Raw genomic sequence first — 22,496 nt, 5'->3', positions numbered from 1 at the left:
GGCAGAACCGCCGATGACCACCACCGAGGCCCGGCCCACCGAGCGCAAGCCACCAGAGCTCGTGGACATGTCCTGGGATCCGATCACCCGGATCATCGGGAACCTGGGCATCTACACGAAGATCGACTTCGCCAACCGGGAAGTCGTCGAATGCCACAGCACCTCGTCGCTGTTCCGCGGCTACTCGGTGTTCATGAAGGGCAAGGACCCGCGCGACGCGGGCTTCATCACGTCCCGGATCTGCGGCATCTGCGGCGACAACCACACCACCTGCTCCGACTACGCCCAGCAGATGGCCTACGGCGTCAAGCCACCCCCGCTGGCCGACTACATCGTCAACCTCGGTGAAGCGGCCGAGTACATGTTCGACCACACGATCTTCCAGGACAACCTGGTCTTCGTGGACTTCTGCGAGGCGATGGTCAAGGCCACCAACCCCGGTGTGCTGGCCCGCGCCGAACGCACCGAGGCACCCCGCGGCGACATCCACGGCTACCGCACGATCGCCGGCATCATGAAGGCCTTCAACCCCTTCGAGGGCGAGGTCTACAAGGAGGCCCTGAAGGTCAGCCGGATCACCCGCGAGATGTTCTGCCTCATGGAGGGGCGGCACGTCCACCCGTCCACGCTGTACCCGGGCGGCGTCGGCACGATGCCGCAGCCGAACACCTTCACCGACTACCTCAGCCGGCTCATGAAGGTCATCGACTTCGTGAAGAAGGCCGTCGCCATGAACGACGACGTCTTCGACTTCTTCTACGAGGCGCTGCCCGGCTACGAGGAGGTCGGCCGCCGCCGCGTGCTGCTGGGCTGCTGGGGCGCCTTCCAGGACCCGAAGACGGTCGACTACCGCTACGAGACGATGAACTCCTGGGGCAAGGACATGTACGTCACCCCGGGCATCATCGTCGACGGCGAACTGGTCACCAACAACCTCGTCGACATCAACCTCGGCCTGCGGATCATGCTCGGCAGCTCGTACTACGAGGACTGGGTCAACGAGGACCCCTTCGTCACCCACGACCCGCTCGGCAATCCCGTCGACATGCGCCACCCGTGGAACCAGACCACCGTCCCGGTGCCGCAGAAGCGTGACTTCGACGACAAGTACAGCTGGGTGATGAGCCCCCGCTGGTTCGACCAGCGCACCGGCGACCACCTCGCCCTCGACACCGGCGGCGGCCCGCTGGCCCGCCTGTGGTCGACCGCCCTCAGCGGACTGGTCGACACCCCGTACGTCAAGTCCACCGGCCACAGCGTGCGCATCTCCCTGCCCAAGGGCGAGTCCCTGCCGGAGACCACCCTGGAGTGGCGGATCCCGCGGTGGAGCAACACCATCGAACGCGACCGCGCCCGGCCCTACTTCATCGCCTACGCCGCCGCCATGGCCCTGCAGTTCCTCGAAGAGGCCATGGGATTGGTCCGCGCGGGCGAGACCAAGGTGTTCGAGAACTACGAGGTGCCCGACGAGGCGATCGGCTGCGGCTTCCACGAGGCGGTGCGCGGCGTCCTCTCCCACCACCTGGTGATCAAGGACAAGAAGATCGCCAACTACCACCCGTACCCGCCCACCCCGTGGAACGCCAGCCCCCGCGACATGTACGGCACCCCCGGCCCGTACGAGGACGCCGTCCAGGGCCAGCCCATCTTCGAGGAGAACGGGCCGGACGACTTCAAGGGCGTCGACATCATGCGCACGGTGCGCAGCTTCGACCCCTGTCTGCCGTGCGGAGTGCACATGTACGTCGGCAAGGGCAAGACGCTCACCACTCTGCACTCGCCGACGTACGGGGCGAACCATGGCTGAGGCCTCCGGCACCCGGCTGGCCGACCCGGAGGTCGAGGCCCGGCTCGCCCGGCTCGACGACCTGCTGGCAGGTCTCGAGTCCGTCCCCGGCCCCACCACCCGCTCTGCGACCGAGGCGGTGGCGCTGCTGACCGAGGTCTACGGCGAGGCGCTGGCCCGCGTCATGGACCACGCGGACGGTCAGCTGGCCGGGCACCTCGCCGACGACGAACTGCTGGGCCACCTCCTGGTCCTGCACGACATCCATCCCGAGCCCGCCGAGCGCCGGGCGGCCCGTGCGGTCGAGCTACTGCGACCCGCCGTACAGGAACGCGGCGGCGACCTGGAGTGGGCCGGTGTCGACGGGCAGGTGGCCCAGGTACGCCTGAAAGCGGGCGGCGGATGCGGATCCGGTTGCGGTGGCGGAGGTTCCGAGGTCACCGACGCCGTCCGTGAGGCGGTGCTCGCGGCGGCTCCCGAGCTGACGGCGGTGGAACCACTGCCGAGCACGCCGGCACCCGCGTTCGTACCGCTGACCACGCTGACGCACCGAGGCGCACGGTGACCACCGACGGAGCCCTGGCCCGACTCATCCGCTCCTCGGCCGACCGCACGGCGGCGGCCGGGGCGGAGGCGTGCGATCTGTGCGCCGCGCCGGTCGCCGACGACCACGCCCACCTGTACGACACCGGGCAGGACGAGGTGTGCTGCGCCTGCGGCCCCTGCTCGGTGCTGTTCGCCGAGGCGAGGGCGGGGGACGGCCACTACCGGCTCGTGCCCCGCCGCCGGGTCCGGCTGCCCAAGGTCGACACCGGTGTCCTCGGCGTCCCCGTCGGTCTGGTCTTCTTCGTGCCGCGGGCGGACGGCACCGTCACCGCGCAGGGCCCGAGCCCCGCGGGAGCCATGCGGTGGGAGGTGGACGCGGCGGGCTGGCAGGAACTGTCCCGTACGTGTCCGCAGCTCGCCACCGTGGAACCCGACGTGGAGGCGTTGCTGGTGAACACCGTCCACGGGCTCGACCACCACTGGATCGTGCCGATCGACGACTGCTTCCGGATGGTCGCCGTCGTACGCCGGGAGTGGCGCGGCCTGTCCGGCGGAGGCCGGATCTGGCCGGCCGTCGAGCGGTTCTTCGAGGACCTCACCGAGCGGTCATGAGCACGCCTCCGCACGTCGGAGGCGAGGAAGGAGAGCACCCCATGGGCAGCATCAGAGTGGGCCGGCCCCAGGCGAAGCCCGACACGCCCCGGCACGTCGCCGGCATGCACCAGGGCAACAGGGGACGGTACGAGAAGCAGATCGGGCACCACAAGGACGGCACCGCGGACGCGCGCCGCTCCACGGGGATCCACTGGAAGCGGCATGACGCCCTCGCGGACACCATGCCGAACATCTCGCCGGGATGAGGGCCGTGATGAGAGAGCAGAGAGCCGCCGCCATGAAGCTCCGACGAGCACGCAGACCCGTCGCGCGCGGACGAGGCGGGATGAGCGGACAGCGGGTGCTGAAGGCCGAGGCCGCCTTGGCGGGCGGTGTGGTCCTGGCATTCCTGTGCTGGGAGATTCCCAGTCTGAGGCGGGAGATGCGGCTGTGGCGGATGGCCGGCGGTTTCCGCGCCGGTCACCGCTACCCGTGAGCCGGCCGTGCACGAACTGTCGGTCGCGACCGCGATCATCGAGCGGGCCGGCGAGCTGGCCCGGGCAGACGGAACCGAGGCGGTCTCGGCGGTGACCGTCCGGGTCGGCGAACTGGCGGGCGTCGTCCCCGACGCCCTGGACTTCGCCTTCGAGGTGGCCCGCGACGGCACCGCGCTCGCCGGGGCCCGGCTCGTGGTCGAGCAGGTCCCCGCGCAGGCCTGGTGCGGCCCGTGCGCCGAGGAGTTCCCGGTGGGTATGCCCCCGTTCTTCTGGTGCCCGCGCTGCGACCAGCCCACCAGCGACCTGCGCAGCGGCCGGGAGCTGGAGATCACCGGGATCGAGCCGTCACCGGCCCCGGCATAGCGTGAGGGGGCCCCGCCGACGTGTTCGGCGGGGCCCCCTCACGTCCGGACCGGATCAGCAGATGCGTGGCAACTGCTCGCCGAGTGGCAGATCCACCACCCGCGTGCCGCCGAGGCTGGTGGCGGCCACGACCATGCCGGGATGATCGGCGACGCACTCACCGATCAGCGTGGCGCCGGAGCCCTGCGGGTGGTCGCGCATCGCGGCGAGAACCTCGTCCGCCGCCGACGGTGGCACGAAGGCGACGAGCCGGCCCTCGTTGGCGACGTAGAGGGGGTCGAGCCCGAGGAACCCACAGGCGTTCGCCACCGCGTCCGGCACCGGAATGGCGCGTTCCTGAAGCCGGACCCCGGTCCCCGAGGCACGGGCGATCTCGTTGAGGGACGCCGCGAGGCCGCCCCTGGTGGGGTCGCGCAGCACATGGATGTCGGAGGTGACGGCCAGCATCGCGGCCACCAGATCGGCGAGGGGCGCGGTGTCGCTGGCGACCTCGACCCCGAACTCCAGCCCCTCGCGCACGCTCATGATCGCCACCCCGTGCAGGCCGATCGGCCCGCTGACGATCACGGCGTCCCCCGGCCGCGCACGCTGCGGCCGGATGTCCACCCCGTCCGGGACGAGCCCGACACCGGCGGTGGTGACGTACACACCGTCGCCGTGCCCGGACTCCACCACCTTGGTGTCACCCGTGGCGATGGTGACCCCGGCCGCCTCGGCCGCAGCCCCCATGGAGCGCGCGATCCGTTCGACGACCGTCAGCTCCACGCCCTCCTCCAGGACGAACGCGGCGGACAGATACGCGGGCCGCGCACCGCTCATCGCGAGGTCGTTGACGGTGCCGTTGACCGCGAGGTCGCCCAGGCTGCCGCCGGGGAAGAACAGCGGCCGGACCACGTAGGAGTCGGTGGAGAAGGCCAGCCGCGCGCCGCCCAGTTCGAGGACGGCGGAGTCGGCGAGACCGGCGAGCGTGGCGTTGCCGTAGGCGGGGGTGAAGACCTGCTCCATCAGCTCCGCCGACAGTGCTCCGCCGCCGCCGTGGCCCATCACCACGACACCTTGGTCGCGCAGCGGGGCGGGGCAGGTCCAGGCGGCCGGGTCGACCACATCGGCGAGTCGCTCAGGCAACGGGAGTCACCCCTTCCTGCGTGGCCCGGCCGGCCTGCGGCGCCGGGGCGTTCATCCGGCGGTACAGGTAATAGGCCGCGCAGGCGCCCTCGCTGGACACCATGGTGGCGCCGAGCGGGGTGCGCGGGGTGCAGGTGGTGCCGAACGCGGCGCACTCGGTCGGCTTGATCAGCCCCTGGAGCACCTCACCGCTGCGGCACTCCGCCGGCTCCTCGGTACGGATCCCGGTGACGTCGAAGCGGTGCTCGGCGTCGTACGCGCGAAAGGCGTCGCGCAGCCGCCAGCCGCTGGCCGGGATCCGCCCGATACCGCGCCAGGACCGGTCGGTGACCTCGAACACCTCCTCGATCATGCGCACGGCAGCCGGATTGCCCTCCTCGCGCACGGCACGCGGATACGCGTTCTCGACCCGGTGCTCGCCGCGTTCCAGCTGGCGGACCGCCCGGCGGATGCCCTCCAGGATGTCCAGCGGCTCGAACCCGGTCACCACCATCGGCACCCCGAACCGCTCGGTCAGCTCCGGGTACTCCGCCGTGCCCATCACGCTGCACACGTGCCCGGCGGCCAGGAAGCCCTGCACCCGGCAGGCCGGAGCCGTCATGATCGCCTCGACGGCCGGGGGCACCCGCACATGCGACACCAGCAGGCTGAAGTTGTTCAGGCCCAGCCGCCGCGCCTGGTGCACGGCCATCGCGTTGGCCGGGGCCGTGGTCTCGAAGCCGATGGCGAAGAACACCACCTCCCGGTCGGGATGGCGGCGGGCCAGCTCCAGGGCGTCGAGCGGCGAGTAGACCACGCGTACGTCGCCGCCCTCGCCCTTGACCCGGAACAGGTCGCGGCCGGTGCCCGGCACCCGGAGCATGTCGCCGAAGGAACAGAAGATCACCCCGGGCCGCGAGGCGATCTCCAGGGCCTTGTCGATGACCTCCAGCGGTGTGACGCAGACGGGGCAGCCAGGGCCGTGGATCAACTCGACCTGCTCGGGAAGCAGTTGGTCGATGCCGTGCCGGATGATCGAGTGGGTCTGCCCGCCGCACACCTCCATCAGGGCCCACGGCCAGGTCGCGGTGGCCCGGATCTCGTCCAGCAGCCGCCGGGCCAGATCCGGGTCGTTGAACTCGTCGATGTACTTCACGCCGTTCCCGCCTCCTTCGCCGCCTGCTCCCAGGCGTCGCCGAACTCCTCCTCCAGCAGCCCCAGTTCCTCGAACAGCTTCAGCGAGGCCAGGGCCGACTCCTCGTCCAGGCGCTGGAGCGCGAAGCCGACGTGCACGATGACGTACTCGCCCACCCGCACGTCGGGCACGTACTCCAGACACGCCTGTTTCTGCACTCCGCCGAAGTCGATCAGCCCGGTGAGCGGATCCGCGCCGTCGTCGATGGCCACGACCTTGCCGGGCACTGCCAAACACATGGGTCACTCCTCCTGTCGTAGGTGCGCCGCGACCATGAGCTGGCCGAGGGCCAATCCGCCGTCGTTCGGGGGGACTTCGCCGTGGCGGAGCACGGCGAAGCCGTCGTCGGCCAGCAGCCGTGTGCACTCCTCCTCCAGCAGCGCGTTGGCGAAGACCCCGCCGCTGAGGGCGACGGTGGCCAGGCCGGTGTCCCGGCGCGCACGCCGGCAGATCTCCGCGACGGCCCGTGCCACCGCGCGGTGGAAGCGGGCGGCGAGCACGGGGGCCGGGGTGCCCCGCCGCAGATCGGCGACCAGTGCACTGAGCACGGGCGCCGGGTCGAGAGCGCCGGCGAAGGCGTACGCCGAGGTATCGGCGTCCCAGGCCGCAGCGGCCGCCGCCTCCAGTTCCAGGGCGGCCTGGGCCTCGTACTCCGCGCGATGGCACACGCCGGCGAGCGACGACACGGCGTCGAAGAGCCGCCCCATGCTGGAGGTCGCCACACAGGCCAGGCCACGCTCCAACTGCTGTCGAAGCAGCGTCGGTTCATCCGAGGCGCAGGCTTTCACGCAGGGCAGGTCCGCGTCCCACGGCAGGCCCGCCGCCCACAGCCGGGCCAGCGCCAGACGGCATGGGTTGGCCACGCCCGCGTCGCCGCCGGGCAGCGGGGCGGGGGCGAGGTGGGCGTAGCGCCGGAAGCCGCTGTAGTCGGCGAGCAGGATCTCGCCGCCCCAGACGGTGCCGTCGTCGCCGTAGCCGGTGCCGTCGAAGGCGACGCCGATCACGGGTGCGGTGCCGTCGAGGCCGTGCTCGGCCATCGCGGAGGCGACGTGCGCGTGGTGGTGCTGGACCAGCGCAGGGGCGTGCCCGGCCAGCCGGGCGGCCCACCTCGCCGAGTGGTATCCGGGGTGCCGGTCCGCGGCGACGACTTCGGGGGCGACACCGGTCAGGCACCGCAGGTGCGCCTCCGCCCGCCGGGCCGCCTCCAGAGTGGTCAGGTCGCCCATGTCGCCGATGTGCGGGCCGAACCAGGCCTGGTCGCCCTCGCCGAGACACAGGGCGTTCTTCAGATCGCCCCCCACGGCGAGCGCGGGCCGCACCGGGACCGGCAGCCGCAGCGGGCGGGGCACGAACCCCCGGGACCGGCGCAGCACCTGTTCGGTGCCGTCCGGGCGCACCCGCAGCAGGGAGTCGTCGCAGGGCGAGGCGATGGGCCGGTCGTGGGCGAGCCACGCGTCGGCCAGCCCGGCGAGCCGGGTCAGTGCCTCGTCGTCGTCCGTGACGATCGGTTCGCCGGAGCGGTTGCCGCTCGTCATGACCAGCACCCGCGGTCCCGGCGGATCTCCGGGCAGGCCGAACAGCAGGGTGTGCAGGGGCGTGTAGGGCAGCATGACGCCCAGGTGGGGGCTGCCGGGGCAGACGCCGGGCGCGAGGCCCGCCTGCCCGGCCCGTCGGCGGAGCAGGACGATGGGGCGCCGGGGGCTGGTGAGGACCGCCAGTTCGGGCGCGGAGAGCTCGGCGATCCGCCGTACGGCGTCCAGATCCGCGCACATCACCGCGAACGGCTTGCCGCCGCGCGCCTTGCGGGTGCGCAGCGTCTCGACGGCCCGCGCGTCGGTCGCGTCGCACGCCAGGTGGTAGCCGCCGAGGCCCTTGACGGCGACGATCCGCCCGGCGGCCAGCAGTGCCCGTGCCGCCGCCAGGGCGTCGGCGTCCCGCACCGGGCGGACGTCACTTCCCGGCGCCGGCAGCAGGCGCAGCCGGGGGCCGCAACCGGGGCAGGCCACGGGCTGGGCGTGGAAGCGCCGGTCGAGGGGATCGCCGTACTCCCGGGCGCAGTCGGCGCACATCGGGAAGTCGGCCATGGTGGTGACCGCCCGGTCGTACGGCATGCCCGTGGCGATGGTGAAGCGGGGCCCGCAGTGCGTGCAGGTGACGAACGGGTGCCGGTGCCGGCGGTCGGCCGGATCGGTCAGGTCCCGCAGACAGTCGGGGCAGGTCGCCGTGTCGGGCGGGAGCAGGGTGCGGCCGGGGGAGCGGTCGGTGGAGCGGATGGTGAAGGTGCCGTCGGCGCCGCTGACGGGCAGGTCTTCGAATCCGACGCCGGTGACGGCGGCCAGCGGCGGTGGCTGGGTGGCCAGCCGGTCGCAGAAGCCGGCGACACGGTCCGGCGGACCCTCCACCTCGATGAGGACTCCGTTCGCCGTGTTGCTCACGAAGCCCGCGAGGGCGAGATCGGTGGCCAGGCGGTGCACGAAGGGCCGGAAGCCCACGCCCTGCACGGTGCCGCGCACGGTGACGCGGCGGCGCACCGCCTGTGTGGCGGGCGCTGTCACGAGACGAGGCCGGCTTCGGCGTCCTCATGGGTGTGGGTGTGCGGGCGGGGCGCCAACGGCGGCCGGTGCACCGGCGCCCCGTCCCGTACGGCGAGGACGCGCTCCAGGAGCGCGTCGACCCCGGCGCCGGTGCGGGCGCAGGACCGCAGCACCTCCACCCCGGGGTTGACCCGCTGAACGTGCGCGTCGAAGGCGGTCTCGTCGAACCCGGCGGGTCCGGCCAGGTCCGTCTTGGTCAGTACCACCAGATGGGCGGACCCGAAGGCCGTCGGGTACTTCAGCGGCTTGTCCTCGCCCTCCGTCACCGCCATGAGCACGATCCGCAGGCTCTCGCCGAGGTCGTAGGACGCCGGGCAGACGAGGTTGCCGACGTTCTCCACGAACAGCAGCGAGGTGTCCTCGGGCAGCCAGCTCTCCACGTGGCCGCGTAGCTGCCGCGCCTCCAGATGGCACAGCCCGTCCGTGAGCAGCTGCTTCACCGGGGCTCCCGAACGGGCCAGCCGGTCGGCGTCGTTCTCGGTCGCCAGGTCGGCGGTGAGCGCGGCCACCGGAAGGCCCCGCTCGACCGCCCGGGCGAGCACCCGCCCGAGCAGTTCCGTCTTCCCGCTGCCCGGGCTGGACAGCAGATTGACCACGCTCACTCCGCGCCGGGCCAGCTCCTCGCGCAGGCCCGCGGCCAGACCGTCGTTCTTCGCCAGGACGGCTTGAGTGACCTCGTCCACGGAATCGCACATGGGCGCCGCTCCTCGCGGTCGGTGGGGAAATCGGTCCGCCACCGATCCTCGGCGCCGTCGCTCACGGTGCCCGGCAGCCAGGCGGGGACAGGGCGGGGGATTCGTCCGGGCGGCTCAACGGGGGCGTGGCAGCCGGGTCGGCCAGCAGCACCGGAACCATGGCGTGCAGGGCCGCGACGGCCCGCCCGACCGCTTCGCGCACCGTCGCGCTGACACCTGGGGCGATGTCCTCGTCGGCGGGTGCGCGCAACTCGGGCTCGCAGGCCAGGACGAGGACGCGCGGGAGCGGCTCGTCACCCAGGTGGGCGGCGAGGGCGAGGACCTTCGCCGGGTCCATGCCGTGCGCCTCGGGCGGGACGACGGCCGCGGCGCGGTCGGGCAGGTCCGGCTCGATCAGCGACAGGGTGCCCGGTTCGTGCCCCCGTACGGCGGCGTCGACCAGGACAGCGGTGTCGTAGCCGTCGAGCAGTGCGTACGCGAGGTCCATGCCGCGGATGCCGAAGTCCCCTACCCGCACCTCGGGCGGCAGCGGACGCTGGTCCAGGGCGCGGATCACCTCGGGGCCGAAGGCGTCGTCCGCGAGGAAGATGTTGCCGACGCCCGCCACGAGCAGCCGCGCACTCATCGCGCACCTTCGGTCGCGAGCGGCCGGGCGGAGCCGCTCGGGACCTTGCGGACGAAGGCGGACCGCAGCGCGTGGTAGGGGGCCTGCGGGTCGAAGAAGATGGCGCGCATCCGGGCGAGTTCCGTGCGCCGGTATTCGGCGAGGGGGCGCTGGAGCTCGTCCGCGTGACGTGCCGTGGCCTTCGCGGTGATCCGGCGGGCGATGTCCGGGTCGCCGGCCACATCGGCGGCCAGGCGCTCGACCTCTGCGGCGAACTCCTGGGGAGGAACAGGCACCAGACGGTCCACCAGCCCGATCCGCGCGGCCGTCGCGGCGCTCACCGGCAACGCCTCGCTCGTCAGCCGCTCGGCCGTCTCGGCTCCCACGCGGCGCGGCAGCGAGTACGTCCAGAACTCCGATCCGTACAGACCCATGTGCCGGTAGTGCGGGTTGAGGACGCTGCCCGAGCGGCACCACACCTCGTCGGCGGCCAGGGCCAGCATGACACCGCCAGCCGCCGCGTTGCCGCCGAGCGCCGCCACCACCAGCCGGTCGGTGGTGCGCAGCACGGCCTCGACCAGGTCGTTCATGGCGATGAGGTTGGACCAGGACTCGCCCGCCGGGTCGCTCGACGCCTCGATGACGTTGAGGTGGATGCCGTTGGAGAAGAAGTCGCGGGCGCCGCCGAGCACCAGCACCGAGGTGGAGCGGGTGAGCGCGTACCGGTAGGCGGCGAGCAGCCTGCGGCAGTGGTTGGTGCTCATCGCCCCGCCCGGGAACGAGAAGGACAGGAAGCCGATGCCGTCCCGCTGACGGTAGCGGATCTCGGCCCAGGTGGTGCGGTTCGGCGGCAGTTCGAGCGGGGCGGCGATCTCCGGCAGCCAGTACGGGCGGTCGTTCGAACCCGGCATGCCCGGGCCGCTGCCGGGCGGCGCCGGGAAGGAGGCGAGGACCGAGGCCGCCGGACGGCGGAACGGTGCCGGGTCGCCGGAGCTCTTGCGGGGGCGCAGCTCCGGGATCCACACCGCGCCGTCCCGGGTGGCCCGGCAGAGAGCGCCGGACCGGGTCGCGAGCAGTTCGCCCGGCCGGCCGCGCAGCCGGTCCTCGTAATGCCCGCCGTGCAGGAACACCTCCCGGCCGCAGAGTTCGTCCAGGACGCCCGGCTGCGAGTCGGCCCCGCGGAGCTTGCGCAGTACCGTCTGCGTGCTGTCGTTCTCCCAGTCGATCCGCCGCTGCTCCTGGCGGAAGAAGTCCCGCCACACCACACGGATCCCGGGATCGCTCTGCGGCCGTGGCTTGAACGATCCGTCGGCGAACCGTCCGACGGCCAGCAGCACCGCGTCCGCGGCGGCGTCGGACAGTTCGTTGCGGTACACGTCGCTCTTGCCGGCCGGCGGCACCTGGAAGGAGCCGTCCGCCCAGATGTCTCCCGCGTCCATCGCCGCCTCGGCCTGGAGCACCGTCACGCCCCACTCGGGTGCCTCCTCGGCGATCGCCCAGTCCAGCGACGACGGGCCACGGTCGCCGGGCGGTCCCGGATGCACGATCAGGCAGGTGTGCTCCTGCCACACGTCCTCCGGCAGGGCCGACTTCAGCATCGGCGCGACGATCAGTTCCGGGCGCACCTCCCGTACGGCGGCCCGGACCGCGTCGGCGCCGTGCGAGGCCAGGACGACGTCCACGTGGTGCCCTTGGTCCGACAGTTCCGCGTACACACGCTGGGACAGGCTGTTGAACGCGCTGACGACGAGCAAGATGTCCATGACATGGCATGCTCGCCGGTCGGGGGAGGCCCGAGAAGGACCGTGGCGGCGTTTCGCCGGTCTTCACGGCCTCCTTGCTCCATCCGGATACCTGCGCGGCCGCTACTCGCCCGAGGGCGCGGTCAGCGGAACGCCGAGGCCCACCGGGGTGCCGAAGTTCGGCGTGCCGTCGGCGTTCCAGGTGAACTTCTGTGCCCTGGTCGAGCGGTTCATGTCGCAGCCGCCGCTCGCCGAGCTGTTCGCGTGGTACACCATCCAGTCCTCCGTGCCGTCGGGCGACTTGAAGAAGCCGTTGTGACCGGGGCCGTACACGCCGTTGGCGTCGGACCGCTGGAAGACCGGGTTCGGTGACTTGGTCCAGGAGGAGGAACTGAGCGGGTCGCCGCCGTTGTACGTGAGCATGCCCAGCTTGTAGTCGGGCGTGGAGCAGTGGCTGGCGGAGTAGATGATGAACGTCTTCCCGTTCCGCTGGAGCACCTCGGCGCCCTCGTTGACCGCGCCGCCGACCGTCTCCCAGCCGTAGGTGGGGGTGGACAGGATCCGGCGGGTGCCGCTCGCGGTCCAGGGGTTCGACAGCGGCCGGATGAACATCGGCTGCGAGCCGTTGTAGAACGTGCCCAGCAGGTAGAGCTTGCCGTTGAGCTGGAGGATGCCCGGGTCCAGCTCCCAGGTGTTGTCCTGGGCCGGGTCGAGCAGGTCGGCCTTGAAGGTGTACGGCCCCATCGGGTCCGGGCCGGCGCTCTCCAGGACATGGATCCGCTGTGTGCCCAGGTCGAACGGCTCCCGCCCGGCGGTGTAGTAGAAGTACCACCGCTTGCCGTTCGGGCCGTCCAGCAGATGGAACTCGGGCGCCCACATCGTGCCCGCCCCGTTGGGCCGGGTCAGATTGAAGAGCACCTGCTCGGTGGCCGTGGCCAGCCCCGCCAGGGTGCGGGACTTGCGCATGGTGATCGTCGAGTTCCAGGTCGTGGTGGCGAGGTAGTAGTGGCCGTCGTGGTAGGTCATCCAGGGGTCGGGGCCGCGCTGGGCGATCGGATTGGTGAAGGTGTTCGGGTTCGTGCCGCCGGTGAAGCCGGGCAGCCGCCATACCCTGCCGTTCGCAGCGGAGCACGGCAGCTGCACCAGGCCGGTGTTCGATGCCGGGGAACCTCCACTGGGCGTGACGCACTTGCCCGAGCCGGCCGAGACCAGGTTGAAGGTCTTGTCCCCGCCGCTGACCGGCACCAGTCGCCACCTCTGGTTGGTGGCCCCGGCGGCGACCGTCACGGACCGGTCGAGGCCGCCCCGGCTCATCAGCCAGGGCCCGGCCGGGTCGTTGCCCGAGCGGGCGAGCAGGCGGTCCATCCAGAAGTCGGTCCCCGAACTCTCCGCGTCGTAGATCGCCCGCATCATGTCGCCCTGTGTGTGGGCGACGGGCGGGGCGGGGATCGTGGGGCCGCTGAAGGCGGGAAACCCGATGGTCTGCGCCGCCGCGGCCGGGCCGGCCGGGACGAGGGAACAGACGCCGAGCACCAGTGCGGCCAGCAGTACCTGCGGTCTTCTCATCGGATGCTCCCTGTCGGGACCGGGAAGAGCACGGAAACGACCTAAAAGGTTTTCGCAACGTAGGAGCGAGCTGATGAAGTGTCAAGAGAGCTACACATTATGGGAGTTGTACGGTCGGGTGATGAGGTGTGGTCGGAGAGTGAGCGAACGACGCGGTCGCGGCCCCGGAAAACCTTTCAGGGTGGCGTTGCTTGGTCTCCAGCTCACGCACCCCGCTCGGCGTCTTGACGCGGCCCGTTTCACTGCGTACGCATGACTGCGCAGTCCGGCATCCGGCAGTCCAGCAAGGTAAAGGGAGACATCCATGACGTCAGCGGGAGGACGGCCCGGCGGAGCCGCGCCGCGCAGCGTGGACGTGGCCCGGCTGGCCGGCGTCTCGCAGAAGACGGTGTCGAGGGTCCTCAACGGGGAGCGGTACGTCTCCGACGAGGTGCGCCGACGGGTACTGGACGCGGCCGGGGAACTCGGCTACCGGCTGAACAGCGCGGCCAGGGCACTGGCCTCCGGGCGGACCCGCTCCATCGGCGTCGTCACGCTCGGAACCGCCCTCTACGGGCCCGCGTCACTCCTGATCGGCGTCGAGCGGGCCGCGCGGGACGCGGGATACGCGCTCCGGGTGGTCAACACGCTCGAAGGCGACCCGGGAGGTGTCGTCGGCGCCGTGGAGTCGCTGCTGGAGCAGGGCGTGGACGGCATCGTCGTCTCCGAGCCCATCGACGAGGGAGCCGTCTCCCTCAGCGTCGACGTGCCGGTCCTCGTCCTCGGAGCGCCGGTGACCTTCGGCGGCACCCGGACCGTGGCCACCGGCGTCGGCGCCGAACTCCTCGCGCGCACGGCCACCGAACACCTGCTGGACCTCGGCCACACCACGGTCCACCACCTCGCGGGCCCCGAACGATGGTTTGCCGCCCGGGACCGCACGGAGGGCTGGCGCAGCGCACTCACCGCACGAGACCGGGAGCGTCCGGCCGTGCTCGTCGGCGACTGGTCGGCCGCGTCGGGCTACGAGGCGGGCCGCACACTCGCCGCCGACGGTGACGTCACCGCCGTGTTCGCCGCCAACGACGACATGGCCATCGGCGTGATCCGCGCCCTGACGGAAGCCGGACGGCGCGTACCGGACGACGTCAGCGTCGTCGGCTTCGACGACATCCCCGTCGCCGCGTATGTGACCCCACCGCTGACCACGGTGCGCCAGCCTTTCGACGCCGTGGCGCGCGAGGGACTCCGGCTCCTGGTGCGGGCCATCGAGAAGCCGGACGCGGAACCGGCACCGGCGAACGACCCTCCGGTCGAACTCGTGGTCCGCGCCTCGACCGCACCTCCGCCGTCCCGGTGATGCCGGCCTCTCCCGGGCCTTGCCCGCGCCGGACCGGTGGCGCACGCTGGTCCTATGGGTGCGCAAGAGGGCCCTACGCTCATCACCTCCGTCCAGCGGGCCATGCGGCTGCTGGAAGCGGTGAGTGCGCACCAGAACGGCGCGCCGGCGAAGCAGCTGGCCCGTGAGACCGGGCTGCCGCTGGCCACCGCCTATCACCTGCTGCGGACGCTGGTGCACGACGGATACGTGCGGAAACTGGACGACGGTGGATTCGTCCTCGGCGACAAGTTGCAGACGATTCGCACCACCGGCCGTGCGCAGGCGCTGCTCAGCCGCGTCCGGCCCACGCTCGCCGCGCTGCGGGACGAGCTCACGACCCCCGCCTACCTCACCTTCTACGAGGAGGGCGAGATCCGGGTCGCCGAGATCGTCGACGGTCCCGGGACGCCCCGCGTCGATCTCTGGGTGGGCTTCGAGGACGCGGGGCACGCGACCGCGCTGGGCAAGTCCGTGCTCAGGGAACTGGACGAGGAGGCCCGCAAGGACTACCTCTCGCGCCACCACCTCGCCGACCTCACGCCGCGGACGGTCACCAGCCTGCCGGAACTGCTCCGGCGGCTGGAGACCTCGCCCCTGGCCCCGGCCGTGACGGACCTGGAGGAGTACGCCCTCGGCACGGTCTGCGTCGCCGTCCCGGTCTACAGCGGGGACACACTCGGCTCCCTCGGCGTGTCCCTGCCGGCGAACCGGCTCTCCCGGTTGCCGGAGATCAGCGCGCGGCTGCTCCCGGCCGCGAGCCGCGTGACGCGGAGCCTCTCGCTCACTATCTGAAAATCCGCTCCTTGCCGGTGTCCCGGCTCACCCCCTTTTCTGGATGAAACAGGCATTTCAGGGGTGTGCCCCCAGCCCGGCGCCCCGCTCACAGGTGAGGACCACGGATACAGACATGAGCCACCCCCGAGACCTTGGTGACGACCACTGGGCCGTACGGCCGTTCAGGAACCGAGTGGCCGGTACCCGGGCCTCGGCCCGCAGACGCGCATTCGCGCAGCTGGCCGCCGGTACGCCCGTCCTGCCCGTACTGATCGTCACCGTCATCGCGCTCGTCGACCTCGCCGGCGGGGCCGGGATGATCTGGCTGCCCCTGCTCGCGGCCGGTCCCGCCCTCGCGGCCACGACCAACGGGCCGCGCGGCGTCCTCTCGGTCGGCTTCCTCGCCGTCGCACTCGGCGCGACGCTCGGCATCCGGGACGGCGTCCCGGGCCGCGAACTGGCCGCCGTACTGTCCGCTCTGGGGGCCGTCACCCTCGCGAGCGGCCTGGCCGGCGTCCTGCGGGGGCGCCGGGAACGGGTGCTCGCGGCGGTCCGCTCTGTCGCGGAGACCGCCCAGCACGCGCTGCTCAAGCCCGTGCCGTCGACCGTCGGACCCTTCCAGGTGGCCGTCCGCTACAGCGCCGCGGCGGCCGAGGCCCGTATCGGCGGAGACCTCTACGCCCTGATCCCCACCCCGCACGGGGTGCGGCTGATCGTCGGTGACGTGCGCGGCAAGGGGCTGCCCGCCGTGGGGACCGCCGCACTGGTGCTCGGCGTCTTCCGCGAGGCCGCCCACGACGAGCCCGACCTCCTCGCCGTGGTCGACAGGATCGAGCGGAGTCTGGCGCGCAACCTCGGTCACGACGACTTCGTCACCGCCGTGGTCGCCGGATATCCGCAGGCCGCGGGACATCTGGAGGTGGTGAACTGCGGGCACACGCCTCCGCTGCTGGTGCGCGCCTGCGGGAGCGTCACGCCGGTGGAGCCCGCGCACCCGTCCCCGCCTCTCGGGCTGCGCGCCCTCGCCGGTCACGCGCCCAGCCTCCACGCCCTGCCCTTCGCCGACGGTGACCAGCTGCTGCTCTACACCGACGGGGTCACCGAAGCCCGCGACCACGGGCGGGCCTTCTATCCGCTCGCCGAAGGACTGGAGCGCCACGTGTCCCACGAGCCGGCCCGCACCCTCGACGCCCTCCACGACGAGCTGCTGGCCCACGTGGGCGGCCGGCTGCACGACGACGCGGCGCTGCTGCTGATCCGCAAGCCGGCCGCGTCCGAAGCGGGGGCGCCCGCCGAGGTGACCGTGCCCGGTGCGGCTCCCGAGGCGCGCTGCTACCTGTGAGGGCGGTGTTACCGCTCCTCGCGCAGGTCCTTGACCCGGCGGAGCTTGCCGACGGAGCGCTCCAGGGTCTCCGGTTCGACGATCGTCACGTCGACGGTGACGCCGACTCCGTCCTTGACGTCCTTCGCGATCGCGCGCGCGGCGGCCTCGCGGCGCTCGACGGGCGTGCCGGGGCGGGTTTCGACGCGGACGGTCATGTGGTCCATGCGTCCGCGCCGGGTGAGCTGGATCTGGAAGTGGGGGGCGACGCCGGGCGTGCGCAGCACGATCTCCTCGATCTGGCTGGGGAAGACGTTCACCCCGCGCAGGATGATCATGTCGTCGCAGCGGCCGGTGATCTTCTGGATGCGGCGGAAGGCGGGCCGGGCCGTGCCGGGCAGCAGCCGGGTCAGGTCGCGGGTGCGGTAGCGGACGACCGGCAGGGCCTCCTTGGTGAGGGACGTGAAGACCAGCTCGCCCTCCGCGCCCTCGGGCAGTACCTCACCCGTGATCGGGTCGACGACCTCGGGGTAGAAGTGGTCCTCCCACACGTGCAGGCCGTCCTTGGTCTCCACGCACTCCTGGGCGACACCCGGGCCGATGACCTCGGAGAGGCCGTATATGTCGACCGCGTGGATGTCCATGCGCTCCTCGATCTCGCGGCGCATCTCCTCCGTCCACGGCTCGGCGCCGAAGACGCCCACGCGCAGGCTGCTGTCGCGCGGGTCGATGCCCTGGCGTTCGAACTCGTCGAGAAGCGTGAGCATGTAGGAGGGGGTGACCATGATGATCTCGGGCCGGAAGTCCTGGATGATCTGCACCTGGCGTGCGCTCATGCCTCCCGAGGCGGGGATGACGGTGCACCCGGCCCGCTCGGCGCCGTAGTGCGCGCCGAGGCCCCCGGTGAACAGCCCGTAGCCGTAGGAGATGTGCACCTTGTGCCCGGGGCGGCCGCCCGCGGCACGGATCGAGCGGGCGACCAAATCCGCCCACATCGACAGGTCGTTCTCCGTGTAGCCGACCACGGTGGGGCGGCCGGTGGTGCCGCTGGAGGCGTGGACGCGCCGGACCTGGTCCATGGGGACGGCGAACATGCCGAACGGGTAGGTGTCGCGCAGATCCGCCTTGGTCGTGAAGGGGAAGCGGGACAGGTCCTCCAATGAGCGGCAGTCGTCGGGTCCGACACCGGCGTCATCGAACTTCTTCCGGTACGTCTCGACGTTGTCGTAGGCGTGGCGCAGGCTCCGGCGCAGCCGGTCGAGCTGGAGCTCGCGCAGCTCCTCGCGCGTCAGGCGCTCGGCGTCGTCCAGCAGGGCGTGGGGGAGGGGCTCACCCCGCCGCTGCCCGGCCGCCGGAGGTGTCGTGGCCGTCGTCTCGCTGGTCATCCCCACTCCTTCGACGTCGTGCCCCGGATGCTGCGGCTGCGTCCCCGGAACTCCGCGATCACCTCGTCACCCCGCAGGACGGTCACGTCGTAGAGGCCGCTGCGGCCGTACCGCGTGCGCTCGTAGGCCCGCGCGACGAGGACGTCCCCCTTGTACGCCGGAGCCACGAAGGTGATGTCTGCCCCGGCCGCGACGGTCACCGGGCCGTGGCTGTTGCAGGCGCAGGCGAAGGCGCTGTCGGCGAGCAGGAAGACGTAGCCGCCGTGGGCGATGCCGTGGCCGTTGACCATCGCCGGGGTCACGGTCATCCGGAGGGCGGCGGTCCCCTCACCGTGCTCCAGCAGCTCGACGCCCAGGCCGCGGGAGGCCTCGTCCGCTGCGAACATCGCCTCCGCGGCCGGCGTCATGTCAGCCGTATCGGTCACTTCTCGCACCACCTCGTGGATCGATCGCATCATCTTGTGACCCGACCGAACATTCGGTTAGCTTCGGCGTTGCCAAGTAATCCAGTCGGCCCGAGGCCTGTCAAGGGCCGGGGGGTCTTACCAAGGTGCGCGGCGTCGTTCTATGATGGACCGAACGAATGGTCGGTTGGGAAGTGGGACGGATGGACACGACACACTCCAGCCCCCCGGGGGCGGACGGCGCCGAGCCGGTTCTCCAGCGGCATTTCGAGGCGACGATCGCGCGGGACCAGCGGATCGAGCCGCGTGACTGGATGCCGGAGGGCTACCGGAAGACACTCGTCCGGCAGATCGCGCAGCACGCGCACTCGGAGATCATCGGCATGCAGCCTGAGGGCGAGTGGATCACGCGCGCCCCGTCGCTGCGCCGCAAGGCCATTCTGTTCGCGAAGGTCCAGGACGAGGCCGGGCACGGGCTGTATCTGTACTCGGCGGCGGAGACGCTGGGCGCCGACCGCGCGGATCTGACCGAGCGGCTCATCGAGGGCCGCCAGAAGTACTCGTCGATCTTCAACTACCCCACGCTGAGCTTCGCGGACGTGGGGGTGATCGGCTGGTTCGTGGACGGAGCGGCGATCTGCAACCAGGTGCCGCTGTGCCGGTCGTCGTACGGGCCGTACGCGCGCGCGATGGTGCGGATCTGCAAGGAGGAGTCGTTCCACCAGCGGCAGGGCTACGAGCTGCTGATGACGATGATGCGGGGCACCGAGGAGCAGCGGGAGATGGTGCAGGGCGCGGTGGACCGCTGGTGGTGGCCGTCGCTGATGATGTTCGGACCGCCCGACGACGCCTCGCCCAACTCGGCCCGGTCGATGGCCTGGAAGATCAAGCGGCACAGCAACGACGAGCTGCGTCAGCGCTTCGTCGACATGACGGTCCCGCAGGCCGAGAAGCTCGGAGTGACGCTGCCCGACCCGGAGCTGCGCTGGAACGAGGAGCGCGGGCACCACGACTTCGGCACCCCGGACTGGGACGAGCTGATGCGGGTCATCAAGGGCGACGGCCCGTGCAACGCCCAGCGGGTGGAGCGGCGCCGGACGGCCCACGAGGAGGGCGCCTGGGTGCGTGAGGCGGCCACCGCACACGCGGCCAAGCAGGCCGCCCGCGCGGAGAAGGGAGCGGTGGCATGACCGACGGGAAGCAGAACTGGCCGCTGTACGAGGTGTTCGTGCGCGGCAAGCGCGGACTGAACCACGTCCACGTGGGCTCGCTGCACGCCGCCGACGACCGCATGGCGCTCACGCACGCCCGCGATCTGTACACGCGGCGCAACGAGGGCGTGAGCATCTGGGTGGTGCGCTCCGAGCACATCGCCGCCTCGACCCGCGACGAGAAGGACCCGTTCTTCGAGCCCAGCGCCGACAAGGTCTACCGGCACCCGACCTTCTACGACATCCCCGAAGACGTCCCGCACATCTAGTCCCACCGAGGCCATCGAGGAACAGGCATGAGTGACGACCACGTCTACATGACCCTCGCCGAGGGACACGAGGACGACACCCGCTGGGCCTACGGCACCGGCTTCGAGGACCCCCTGCACGGCGTGGACACCGCCGTCCCCGACGGCGTGGACGCCGGGGAACTGGCCGCCCTCTGCGTCACCCTGGCCGACGACGCCCTGGTCTCGGCCCAGCGGCTGGCCGAGTGGACCACCCGGGCGCCCGAGCTGGAGGAGGAGGTGGCGCTGGCCAACATCGGCCTCGACCTGCTCGGCCAGGCCCGCCTGCTGTACTCCCGCGCGGGCCAGGTCGACGGGACCGGGCGCGGCGAGGACGCCTACGCCTACTTCCGCGACGCCGGCGAGTTCCGCAACATACGCCTGGCCGAACTCCCCAACGGGGACTTCGCGTTCTCGATCGTGCGGTTGCTGGTGTTCGCCGCCTGGCGCCTCGCGCACTTCGAGCGGCTCACCGCCCACCGCGACCCGGTGCTCGCCGCGATCGCCGCCAAGGGCGTGAAGGAACTGGCCTACCACCGGCAGTACGCGGCCGAGTGGGCGGTACGGCTGGGCGACGGCACCGAGGAGTCGCACCGCCGGACGCGCAGGGCTTTTGAGCAGGTGGCGCCCTACCTGGGCGAGTTGTTCACGGCGTACGACGTACGGGACGAGGTCGTCGCCGTCCTGCGCCAGGTGACCGAGGCGGCCGGGCTGCCCATGCCCGTCTACCGGCCGCTGCCCGGCTCGGGCCGCACCGGGGAGCACACCGAGCATCTCGCCCCGCTGCTGGCCGAGTTGCAGGGCGTGGCCCGCGCACACCCGGAGGCGACATGGTGACGACGACCCTGGACGCGCGACGGGCCCGGCGCATCGCCGAGCAGGTGCCCGACCCCGAACTGCCCATGCTCACGCTGGCCGACCTCGGAGTGCTGCGCGAGGTGTCCCTGGACTCGGACGGGACGGTGGTCGCGAGCCTGACCCCGACCTATTCGGGCTGCCCTGCCATGGCCGAGATGCGCGCCGGGGTGGCCGCCCGGCTCAAGGACGCCGGCTACGCGTGCGTGGAGATCCGCACCGTCCTCGACCCGCCGTGGACCAGTGACTGGATCACCCCGCAAGGCCGCCGCAAGCTCGCCGAACACGGCATCGCCCCGCCTGGGGCCGCGCCCGCGCGCGCCGCCGGACCGGTCCCGCTCGTGCTGTCGCCGATCCGCCGCTCCGTGGCTTGCCCCCGCTGCGGCAGCGCGGACACCGAGGAGACCTCCCGCTTCGCCGCCACGTCCTGCAAGGCGCTGTGGCGCTGCCTCGCCTGCCGCGAGCCGTTCGAGTACGTCAAGGAGATCTGATGGAGGACCTGATGGAGCCGGCCCCCGCCCCGGCGCCGCGCGCGCGCGCCCGCCGACGTCCGGTCTTCCACCCCCTGCGGGTCGCCGCCGTGCAGCCGCTGTGCGAGGACGCGGTGGCCGTCGGCTTCGACATCCCGGCCGAGCTGGCCGAGGAGTTCGCCTTCGCGCCCGGCCAGTCGCTCACCCTGCGGCGCGAGGTCGACGGCCGGGACGAGCGCCGCTCGTACTCGATCTGCTCACCCGTCGGCACGGCACCGCGCATCGGCGTCCGGGTCGTGCCCGGCGGCCTGTTCTCCTCCTGGCTGGTGCGCGAGGTACGTCCCGGCGACACCGTCGAGGTGATGGCCCCCACCGGCGCCTTCACACCCGACCTCACCACCCCCGGCCACCACGTCCTGATCGCGGCCGGCTCCGGCATCACGCCCATGGTGTCCATCGCCGAGTCCGTCCTGGCCGCCGACTCCCGCTCGACGGTGACGCTCCTCTACGGCAACCGCCGCACCGGCACGGTGATGTTCGCCGACGAACTGGCCGACCTGAAGGACCTGTACCCGACGCGGTTCCAGCTCGCCCACGTCCTCTCCCGGGAGCCCCGCGAGGCCGAGGTGCTCTCCGGCCGCCTCGACGCCGAGCGGCTCTCGGCGCTCATCGACGCGCTGGTCGACGTGGAGTCCGCCGGCCACTGGTGGCTGTGCGGCCCGCACGGCATGGTCCGCGCCGCCCAAGAGGTCCTGGCCGGTCTCGGCGTGCCCGGCGACCGCGTCCACCAGGAGCTGTTCTACGCCGACGACGAACCCGTACGCGAGGTCCACCACGCCGAGGCCGGCCCCTCCGGCCCGGTCAGCCAGGTCACCGTCACCCTCGACGGCCGGTCCACCACCTCTGCCCTGCCCCGCGAGCGGACCATCCTGGAAGGCGCCCAGCAGACCCGTCCCGACCTGCCGTTCGCCTGCAAGGGCGGGGTCTGCGGCACCTGCCGCGCCCTGGTCACCGACGGCAAGGCCGACATGCGCCGCAATTTCGCCCTCGAACCGGCCGAGGTCGACGCGGGCTACGTCCTCACCTGCCAGTCGTTCCCGGTCTCCGACGCGCTGACGGTGGACTTCGACACCTGAGCCCGCG

General features: G+C 72.0%; 24 protein-coding genes. 14 read left to right on the top strand and 10 right to left on the bottom strand.

Features of this window, described 5'->3' with window-relative positions; translation table 11 throughout:
• The first annotated feature begins 13 nt into the window (after positions 1 to 13).
• The 6 genes from CP976_RS01820 (at position 14) to hypA (ending at position 3,786) form a co-directional block, all read left to right on the top strand.
• The gene (locus tag CP976_RS01820; protein ID WP_150478688.1) at positions 14 to 1,807 is read left to right on the top strand and encodes a nickel-dependent hydrogenase large subunit; all 1,794 of its coding nucleotides are present in this window, start codon (positions 14 to 16) and stop codon (positions 1,805 to 1,807) included.
• A complete protein-coding gene (locus CP976_RS01815) occupies positions 1,800 to 2,351 on the top strand; it encodes a NifU family protein (RefSeq protein ID WP_150478687.1) in 552 nt (183 codons plus the stop codon). The genes CP976_RS01820 and CP976_RS01815 overlap by 8 nt, the downstream gene beginning before the upstream one ends.
• Positions 2,348 to 2,944: a DUF5947 family protein gene (locus tag CP976_RS01810; protein ID WP_150478686.1), complete on the top strand. Its 597-nt coding sequence runs from the start codon at positions 2,348 to 2,350 to the stop codon at positions 2,942 to 2,944. The genes CP976_RS01815 and CP976_RS01810 overlap by 4 nt, the downstream gene beginning before the upstream one ends.
• Positions 2,945 to 2,985: 41 nt before the next feature.
• Positions 2,986 to 3,192, top strand: coding sequence for a hypothetical protein (locus CP976_RS01805; RefSeq protein WP_150478685.1), 207 nt, complete (start codon positions 2,986 to 2,988; stop codon positions 3,190 to 3,192).
• An 80-nt stretch (positions 3,193 to 3,272) separates the two neighbouring features.
• On the top strand, positions 3,273 to 3,422 hold the full coding sequence (locus tag CP976_RS01800; protein WP_167537254.1) for a hypothetical protein: 150 nt from the start codon (positions 3,273 to 3,275) through the stop codon (positions 3,420 to 3,422).
• A 7-nt stretch (positions 3,423 to 3,429) separates the two neighbouring features.
• Positions 3,430 to 3,786: a hydrogenase maturation nickel metallochaperone HypA gene (hypA, locus tag CP976_RS01795; protein ID WP_150478683.1), complete on the top strand. Its 357-nt coding sequence runs from the start codon at positions 3,430 to 3,432 to the stop codon at positions 3,784 to 3,786.
• Between the two features lie 54 nt (positions 3,787 to 3,840).
• Here the strand turns inward: hypA and hypE are convergent, their stop codons facing one another.
• From hypE to CP976_RS01755, 8 genes are all read right to left on the bottom strand, one after another.
• Complete coding sequence (gene hypE / locus CP976_RS01790; protein WP_150478682.1) at positions 3,841 to 4,911, bottom strand: hydrogenase expression/formation protein HypE; 1,071 nt, start codon at positions 4,909 to 4,911, stop codon at positions 3,841 to 3,843.
• Complete coding sequence (gene hypD, locus CP976_RS01785) at positions 4,904 to 6,046, bottom strand: hydrogenase formation protein HypD (RefSeq protein WP_150478681.1); 1,143 nt, start codon at positions 6,044 to 6,046, stop codon at positions 4,904 to 4,906. Before hypD ends, hypE begins: the two co-directional genes overlap by 8 nt.
• Positions 6,043 to 6,324, bottom strand: a complete 282-nt coding sequence (locus CP976_RS01780) for a HypC/HybG/HupF family hydrogenase formation chaperone (protein ID WP_086849068.1) — start codon at positions 6,322 to 6,324, stop codon at positions 6,043 to 6,045. Before CP976_RS01780 ends, hypD begins: the two co-directional genes overlap by 4 nt.
• 3 nt (positions 6,325 to 6,327) lie before the next feature.
• Positions 6,328 to 8,640, bottom strand: a complete 2,313-nt coding sequence (hypF, locus tag CP976_RS01775) for a carbamoyltransferase HypF (RefSeq protein ID WP_150478680.1) — start codon at positions 8,638 to 8,640, stop codon at positions 6,328 to 6,330.
• Positions 8,637 to 9,374 (bottom strand): hydrogenase nickel incorporation protein HypB, encoded by a 738-nt coding sequence (hypB, locus tag CP976_RS01770; RefSeq protein WP_150478679.1) that lies wholly within the window; start codon positions 9,372 to 9,374, stop codon positions 8,637 to 8,639. Before hypB ends, hypF begins: the two co-directional genes overlap by 4 nt.
• A 61-nt stretch (positions 9,375 to 9,435) precedes the next feature.
• Positions 9,436 to 9,999: a hydrogenase maturation protease gene (locus CP976_RS01765; RefSeq protein ID WP_150478678.1), complete on the bottom strand. Its 564-nt coding sequence runs from the start codon at positions 9,997 to 9,999 to the stop codon at positions 9,436 to 9,438.
• Positions 9,996 to 11,741, bottom strand: a complete 1,746-nt coding sequence (locus CP976_RS01760) for an enoyl-CoA hydratase-related protein (RefSeq protein WP_150478677.1) — start codon at positions 11,739 to 11,741, stop codon at positions 9,996 to 9,998. Before CP976_RS01760 ends, CP976_RS01765 begins: the two co-directional genes overlap by 4 nt.
• A gap of 102 nt (positions 11,742 to 11,843) precedes the next feature.
• Positions 11,844 to 13,286: a family 43 glycosylhydrolase gene (locus CP976_RS01755; protein ID WP_150478676.1), complete on the bottom strand. Its 1,443-nt coding sequence runs from the start codon at positions 13,284 to 13,286 to the stop codon at positions 11,844 to 11,846.
• A 304-nt stretch (positions 13,287 to 13,590) separates the two neighbouring features.
• Here CP976_RS01755 and CP976_RS01750 point away from each other — a divergent pair, with 304 nt between their 5' ends.
• The 3 genes from CP976_RS01750 to CP976_RS01740 all read left to right on the top strand — a co-directional run bounded on the left by CP976_RS01750 (position 13,591) and on the right by CP976_RS01740 (position 16,762).
• Positions 13,591 to 14,625, top strand: coding sequence for a LacI family DNA-binding transcriptional regulator (locus tag CP976_RS01750; RefSeq protein WP_150478675.1), 1,035 nt, complete (start codon positions 13,591 to 13,593; stop codon positions 14,623 to 14,625).
• Between the two features lie 54 nt (positions 14,626 to 14,679).
• Positions 14,680 to 15,438 (top strand): IclR family transcriptional regulator, encoded by a 759-nt coding sequence (locus CP976_RS01745; RefSeq protein WP_150478674.1) that lies wholly within the window; start codon positions 14,680 to 14,682, stop codon positions 15,436 to 15,438.
• A gap of 115 nt (positions 15,439 to 15,553) precedes the next feature.
• Positions 15,554 to 16,762, top strand: a complete 1,209-nt coding sequence (locus CP976_RS01740) for a PP2C family protein-serine/threonine phosphatase (protein WP_229875890.1) — start codon at positions 15,554 to 15,556, stop codon at positions 16,760 to 16,762.
• Between the two features lie 8 nt (positions 16,763 to 16,770).
• Here CP976_RS01740 and paaK read toward each other — a convergent pair whose 3' ends face one another.
• Positions 16,771 to 18,126: a phenylacetate--CoA ligase PaaK gene (paaK, locus tag CP976_RS01735; protein WP_150478673.1), complete on the bottom strand. Its 1,356-nt coding sequence runs from the start codon at positions 18,124 to 18,126 to the stop codon at positions 16,771 to 16,773.
• Entirely contained in the window at positions 18,123 to 18,533 is a 411-nt protein-coding gene (paaI, locus tag CP976_RS01730) for a hydroxyphenylacetyl-CoA thioesterase PaaI (RefSeq protein ID WP_150485169.1), read from the bottom strand. The genes paaK and paaI overlap by 4 nt, the downstream gene beginning before the upstream one ends.
• Positions 18,534 to 18,733: 200 nt before the next feature.
• On the opposite strand from paaI, the gene paaA reads away from it, so the two are divergent.
• From paaA to paaE, 5 genes are read left to right on the top strand one after another with little or no spacing between them, the layout of a single operon-like run.
• Positions 18,734 to 19,720: a 1,2-phenylacetyl-CoA epoxidase subunit PaaA gene (paaA, locus tag CP976_RS01725; RefSeq protein ID WP_150478672.1), complete on the top strand. Its 987-nt coding sequence runs from the start codon at positions 18,734 to 18,736 to the stop codon at positions 19,718 to 19,720.
• Positions 19,717 to 20,010: a 1,2-phenylacetyl-CoA epoxidase subunit PaaB gene (paaB, locus tag CP976_RS01720; protein ID WP_086598780.1), complete on the top strand. Its 294-nt coding sequence runs from the start codon at positions 19,717 to 19,719 to the stop codon at positions 20,008 to 20,010. The genes paaA and paaB overlap by 4 nt, the downstream gene beginning before the upstream one ends.
• 27 nt (positions 20,011 to 20,037) lie before the next feature.
• Positions 20,038 to 20,865, top strand: coding sequence for a 1,2-phenylacetyl-CoA epoxidase subunit PaaC (gene paaC, locus CP976_RS01715; RefSeq protein WP_150478671.1), 828 nt, complete (start codon positions 20,038 to 20,040; stop codon positions 20,863 to 20,865).
• A complete protein-coding gene (gene paaD / locus CP976_RS01710) occupies positions 20,859 to 21,374 on the top strand; it encodes a 1,2-phenylacetyl-CoA epoxidase subunit PaaD (protein ID WP_150478670.1) in 516 nt (171 codons plus the stop codon). The genes paaC and paaD overlap by 7 nt, the downstream gene beginning before the upstream one ends.
• A complete protein-coding gene (gene paaE / locus CP976_RS01705) occupies positions 21,374 to 22,489 on the top strand; it encodes a 1,2-phenylacetyl-CoA epoxidase subunit PaaE (RefSeq protein WP_229875900.1) in 1,116 nt (371 codons plus the stop codon). The genes paaD and paaE overlap by 1 nt, the downstream gene beginning before the upstream one ends.
• Positions 22,490 to 22,496: the final 7 nt, after the last annotated feature.

It is taken from the genome of Streptomyces coeruleorubidus, assembly GCF_008705135.1.
Classification (GTDB): Bacteria; Actinomycetota; Actinomycetes; order Streptomycetales; family Streptomycetaceae; genus Streptomyces; species Streptomyces coeruleofuscus.
Note: the sequence above shows the minus strand (reverse complement) of the source record. Positions and strands in the feature narration are given on the sequence as shown.

Excerpts from the sequence above, each read along its gene's own strand:
- CP976_RS01760 (WP_150478677.1), bottom strand. The coding sequence starts at position 11,741 with ATGGACATCTTGCTCGTCGTCAGCGCGTTCAACAGCCTGTCCCAGCGT.
- paaD (WP_150478670.1), top strand. The coding sequence starts at position 20,859 with ATGGTGACGACGACCCTGGACGCGCGACGGGCCCGGCGCATCGCCGAG.
- CP976_RS01780 (WP_086849068.1), bottom strand. The coding sequence starts at position 6,324 with ATGTGTTTGGCAGTGCCCGGCAAGGTCGTGGCCATCGACGACGGCGCG.
- paaK (WP_150478673.1), bottom strand. The coding sequence starts at position 18,126 with ATGACCAGCGAGACGACGGCCACGACACCTCCGGCGGCCGGGCAGCGG.
- CP976_RS01800 (WP_167537254.1), top strand. The coding sequence starts at position 3,273 with ATGAGCGGACAGCGGGTGCTGAAGGCCGAGGCCGCCTTGGCGGGCGGT.
- CP976_RS01745 (WP_150478674.1), top strand. The coding sequence starts at position 14,680 with ATGGGTGCGCAAGAGGGCCCTACGCTCATCACCTCCGTCCAGCGGGCC.
- paaB (WP_086598780.1), top strand. The coding sequence starts at position 19,717 with ATGACCGACGGGAAGCAGAACTGGCCGCTGTACGAGGTGTTCGTGCGC.
- hypB (WP_150478679.1), bottom strand. The coding sequence starts at position 9,374 with ATGTGCGATTCCGTGGACGAGGTCACTCAAGCCGTCCTGGCGAAGAAC.
- CP976_RS01755 (WP_150478676.1), bottom strand. The coding sequence starts at position 13,286 with ATGAGAAGACCGCAGGTACTGCTGGCCGCACTGGTGCTCGGCGTCTGT.
- paaC (WP_150478671.1), top strand. The coding sequence starts at position 20,038 with ATGAGTGACGACCACGTCTACATGACCCTCGCCGAGGGACACGAGGAC.
- CP976_RS01740 (WP_229875890.1), top strand. The coding sequence starts at position 15,554 with ATGAGCCACCCCCGAGACCTTGGTGACGACCACTGGGCCGTACGGCCG.
- CP976_RS01765 (WP_150478678.1), bottom strand. The coding sequence starts at position 9,999 with ATGAGTGCGCGGCTGCTCGTGGCGGGCGTCGGCAACATCTTCCTCGCG.
- paaA (WP_150478672.1), top strand. The coding sequence starts at position 18,734 with ATGGACACGACACACTCCAGCCCCCCGGGGGCGGACGGCGCCGAGCCG.
- paaE (WP_229875900.1), top strand. The coding sequence starts at position 21,374 with ATGGAGGACCTGATGGAGCCGGCCCCCGCCCCGGCGCCGCGCGCGCGC.
- paaI (WP_150485169.1), bottom strand. The coding sequence starts at position 18,533 with ATGACGCCGGCCGCGGAGGCGATGTTCGCAGCGGACGAGGCCTCCCGC.
- CP976_RS01750 (WP_150478675.1), top strand. The coding sequence starts at position 13,591 with ATGACGTCAGCGGGAGGACGGCCCGGCGGAGCCGCGCCGCGCAGCGTG.
- CP976_RS01820 (WP_150478688.1), top strand. The coding sequence starts at position 14 with ATGACCACCACCGAGGCCCGGCCCACCGAGCGCAAGCCACCAGAGCTC.
- CP976_RS01805 (WP_150478685.1), top strand. The coding sequence starts at position 2,986 with ATGGGCAGCATCAGAGTGGGCCGGCCCCAGGCGAAGCCCGACACGCCC.
- CP976_RS01815 (WP_150478687.1), top strand. The coding sequence starts at position 1,800 with ATGGCTGAGGCCTCCGGCACCCGGCTGGCCGACCCGGAGGTCGAGGCC.